This is a genomic window from Nevskiales bacterium (genome assembly GCA_035574475.1).
Taxonomy (GTDB): domain Bacteria; phylum Pseudomonadota; class Gammaproteobacteria; order Nevskiales; family DATLYR01; genus DATLYR01.
The window spans coordinates 1-3072 of sequence record DATLYR010000201.1; the positions used below are offsets into that span (position 1 = coordinate 1).

At 65.4% G+C, this 3072-nt stretch carries 8 protein-coding genes; all 8 read right to left on the minus strand.

What is annotated here, in order from left to right:
• Window positions 1-438, minus strand: a 438-nt coding sequence (locus VNJ47_12100; protein HXG29576.1) for a glycoside hydrolase family 19 protein, incomplete at its 3' end; no start/stop codon positions are given.
• 78 nt (window positions 439-516) lie between these two features.
• Entirely contained in the window at window positions 517-915 is a 399-nt protein-coding gene (locus VNJ47_12105) for a Mor transcription activator family protein (protein ID HXG29577.1), read from the minus strand.
• 208 nt (window positions 916-1123) lie between these two features.
• Entirely contained in the window at window positions 1124-1540 is a 417-nt protein-coding gene (locus VNJ47_12110) for a regulatory protein GemA (GenBank protein ID HXG29578.1), read from the minus strand.
• Between the two features lies 1 nt (window position 1541).
• Complete coding sequence (locus tag VNJ47_12115) at window positions 1542-1793, minus strand: hypothetical protein (GenBank protein ID HXG29579.1); 252 nt, start codon at window positions 1791-1793, stop codon at window positions 1542-1544.
• Window positions 1790-1990 (minus strand): hypothetical protein, encoded by a 201-nt coding sequence (locus tag VNJ47_12120; protein HXG29580.1) that lies wholly within the window; start codon window positions 1988-1990, stop codon window positions 1790-1792. Before VNJ47_12120 ends, VNJ47_12115 begins: the two co-directional genes overlap by 4 nt.
• Before the next feature lie 7 nt (window positions 1991-1997).
• A complete protein-coding gene (locus VNJ47_12125) occupies window positions 1998-2234 on the minus strand; it encodes a hypothetical protein (protein HXG29581.1) in 237 nt (78 codons plus the stop codon).
• Window positions 2231-2758 (minus strand): host-nuclease inhibitor Gam family protein, encoded by a 528-nt coding sequence (locus tag VNJ47_12130; GenBank protein ID HXG29582.1) that lies wholly within the window; start codon window positions 2756-2758, stop codon window positions 2231-2233. The genes VNJ47_12125 and VNJ47_12130 overlap by 4 nt, the downstream gene beginning before the upstream one ends.
• Before the next feature lie 10 nt (window positions 2759-2768).
• Window positions 2769-2975, minus strand: a complete 207-nt coding sequence (locus tag VNJ47_12135; protein HXG29583.1) for a hypothetical protein — start codon at window positions 2973-2975, stop codon at window positions 2769-2771.
• Window positions 2976-3072 lie beyond the last annotated feature (97 nt).

Consider the following 3072-nt stretch of genomic DNA (forward strand, 5'->3'; position numbering starts at 1 on the left):
GGTAAAGCGGTCGGCGTCGGCATAGGCATTGAGCTTGCGGCTGTTCCAATACCACCCTGCCGACAGGCATGCGTTGATCGGGTCTTCGAGCAGCTGGGGGTTCTTGAGCAGCCGATCGTCGCCGAACAGAGCACGGCTGCAGGCGCGGTAGTTTCCGGTGCCGGTAACCTGAATCAGACCGCGGCCCTTGTACTTCTGGCCGTCGCCGTCCTTCGCCGGCGTATTGCCCAGGCGTGTCGCCAGTCGGCCAGTGTCGTAAGCCGCGCCAGATGCCAGCTCGCGGACATAGCGGAAGCCGCCACTCTCATGCGCGACCTGGGCCAGAAACTGCGCCTGGCGCTTCGGCGTGTTGATCTCGAAGCGCTCGAACGTCGCGATCAGGCCGTCATAGAACCTGAGTGCGGCGGGGCAGAAGGCCTTGAGTTGGTCTTTCGTCATGCTGCCCAGTGTGGGCAGCGGTTCAGCGGGGAATAATGCTGAAGGGCTTCAGCTAGAAGGCGTGGGGATGCGCGTTGGTCAGAGCAGCCCGAGCTGCGGGCTCAGTCTATCGCCTTCAGCGCTGGAGACAATCGCGTAAACCCAGCGCTCGGTCATGCCGTGCTCGCGAGCAAGTTCGGCGGCACTGCGGCCGCGCTGATGGTAGTCATGGCGAATCTGACGGTAAAGAGCGGCGCGCAGCGCGCGATAGGCCCTTGGCACCGACATCGTTTCGCCGGCATAGGCGCGGCAGAGCTTGCGCGTTGCCTCCTGCCCGATTTGCTGTGCCAGCGGATGGTCGCTGCCGGGGGCGTGCTCCGGGATGTAGACGCGCGTGCCGCCCCAGCGTTCCACCAGCGCCAACGCTGCACGCAGGCCGATCACCTCGACCAGGTCATGCAGAGAAGGCGGCAGCAGATCCTGGACCAGGGCGTTCATCGCCGTCCGAACCTCCGGATCCAGCGCTGTGCGAGCTTCGCCCGCCGCAGATAGGCGGCTGATGGCCTTTTGTCGATCTCCTGGCCGGGCCGGTAATGCGCCCAGATCATCGTGCGCAAACGGGGAGGCAGACGCATCCAGTGCGGCTTGCAGCCCCACATAGACGGCGGTACGGGACGGCCGCAGCCAGGCCAGTGGCAGGTGTGCTTCACGGTTGGTGCCCACTTGCGCGACGGCGCGCGTCGTAGGTCAGCGCCGCCACCACCTTGCGCAGCTGCTCGCTGGTGCACCACTCCAGCTGCTCGGGGATGCGCATCTGCCGGCAGATCCCGGCGGCGTAGGCGCGCTCGCGTCCGCTGGCAGCCAGCATGGCCTCGATCTTGCGGATGAGCGGCTGTCGGTCGCTGGCGGCCTTGACGCGCCTGGTGGGCGGCGTGGGCAGGCTGCGGCCGGACAGCTGTGCGATCACCTGCTGGCGGCCGTAGCTGTCCAGATCCTTGGCGGAGTGAACGCGCGCGATGGTCCAGAGCAGGTTGCGATAGGTCTCATCAGACAGATCCAGATCGCGCTTGAGGCAGTGGATCCGGGCCAGCTCGCGCGTACGGGTGTCTTGCGCGGCGCCCATGTCAGTAGCCCTTGGCGTTATGCTCGGCGAATTCGAGCAGCTGCTGGTCCGTGATCTCGTAGCGGTGCTGCAGCAGCACCTTGCAGAAGTAGGCCTCCTGCGACGGGGTGGTGAAGCGGGGTCTGCCGGCAAGCTCGGCCTGATAGTGGCCGCGCACACGCTGCACCAGGTCGGCCGCGTGCGAGCCCTCCTTGAAGCTGCAGCCATTGAGCGCCACCAGCGCCCGGCGCATGAACTCAGCGCGGTCGATCATCCAGCGGCCTTTTGCACGCTCTCACCGCGCCGCATATCCATCGCTCGGAGCTGCTCGCCGAAAAGAAACTCCCTGACGGCACCGCCGAGCAGGCCGGCTTCGGCTTCCGTCAGCTCGCCGCGCGCAACCGCAGCCTGGTAGTGCGCCTGCATGGCCTCCTCAAGCTGCTTCTCGCTGAACACCCAGTAGAAGCTCATGGCGCTTCTACCCGCCGCGCTGACCCGGCACCGGCATCACCGCCCCGCCGATCAGCAGCACCGCCAGGAAGGGTCCGAGGCCGAAATACACGCCCACGATCACCGATCCCACGAACAGGCAAATCGCTCTTGCCCACATAGCCGTCTCCCTTGTTGGTTTGATTCTCATCAGCAGTTCGAAGAAGCCGTCCACCAGTCCGATCGCGCAGGCCGTCATCACCAGCACTGGCAGCCAGTCATTCACGCCGCCAGGCTGTCCGAGTCCTCGGAGGCGTCGCGCAAGAGCGCATCTACCAGCTTGTCCACGTCGCTGTCGACCGGCTTGATCACTACCTGGTCGCCGGCCTCGACCACCGTCACCCCGATCTTCTTGAGATCGGCGACGGAAAGGGTGTTGAGGGCCGTTTTAATCGGCCTCTCGATGGTCTTGACCAGGTTGTCGAACAGGTCCGGATGGTGCTTCTGGATCAGCGCCACGACGCGATCGTCGTCATCCCACTCAATGGTGCCCTTGGCCTTCTGGTAGCCCACGCGCACACCGTGCAGGATCACGCTCCTGGGCTTTTCGAACAGTTCCGGGTGCGCCTCGATCTCGGCGCGCAGATCCTCCTCGGCGGCCTTGGCGATGCCCAGGGCGCGCTTGATGCCGGGCAGGCTGCGGCGGCGGGCCTTATCCAGCTCTTCGTTCAGCGCCTCAACGCGCGACGCCAGGACGCTCCTGGCTTCGGCATAGGCGCGGGTCTTGGTTTCAATGGTTTCCATGCTCATGGTCGTTTCCTCAGCTATGCGTCATCGGGGGCAGCTCACGCCGGGACGCACCCGTAAAGTCGAATCTCGGTGGATCGAAATCGCAGATCTCCTCGTCGCCGGCGAGATCCACGATTTCCTCGCGGCACTCGTCAAACCGCAGGCACTGGCGGCAGCACTTGCCCTTGGGCAGCAGGTGCACCTGGCGCAGGTTGCTGACTGGCCTGGGGCGCTTCATGTCGGCAGCTTCAGCTGGCCGCGCAGGTCCGGCAGCGAGACGTTCTTCATCGCCGCCACCTGGGACAGCGTGGTCATGGCGCGGTCGTGCAGGAACA

What these genes read in the sequence shown, in the direction of transcription:
- VNJ47_12105 (HXG29577.1), bottom strand. Translation starts at nt 915, where the DNA reads ATGAACGCCCTGGTCCAGGATCTGCTGCCGCCTTCTCTGCATGACCTG.
- VNJ47_12110 (HXG29578.1), bottom strand. Translation starts at nt 1,540, where the DNA reads ATGGGCGCCGCGCAAGACACCCGTACGCGCGAGCTGGCCCGGATCCAC.
- VNJ47_12115 (HXG29579.1), bottom strand. Translation starts at nt 1,793, where the DNA reads ATGATCGACCGCGCTGAGTTCATGCGCCGGGCGCTGGTGGCGCTCAAT.
- VNJ47_12120 (HXG29580.1), bottom strand. Translation starts at nt 1,990, where the DNA reads ATGAGCTTCTACTGGGTGTTCAGCGAGAAGCAGCTTGAGGAGGCCATG.
- VNJ47_12130 (HXG29582.1), bottom strand. Translation starts at nt 2,758, where the DNA reads ATGAGCATGGAAACCATTGAAACCAAGACCCGCGCCTATGCCGAAGCC.
- VNJ47_12135 (HXG29583.1), bottom strand. Translation starts at nt 2,975, where the DNA reads ATGAAGCGCCCCAGGCCAGTCAGCAACCTGCGCCAGGTGCACCTGCTG.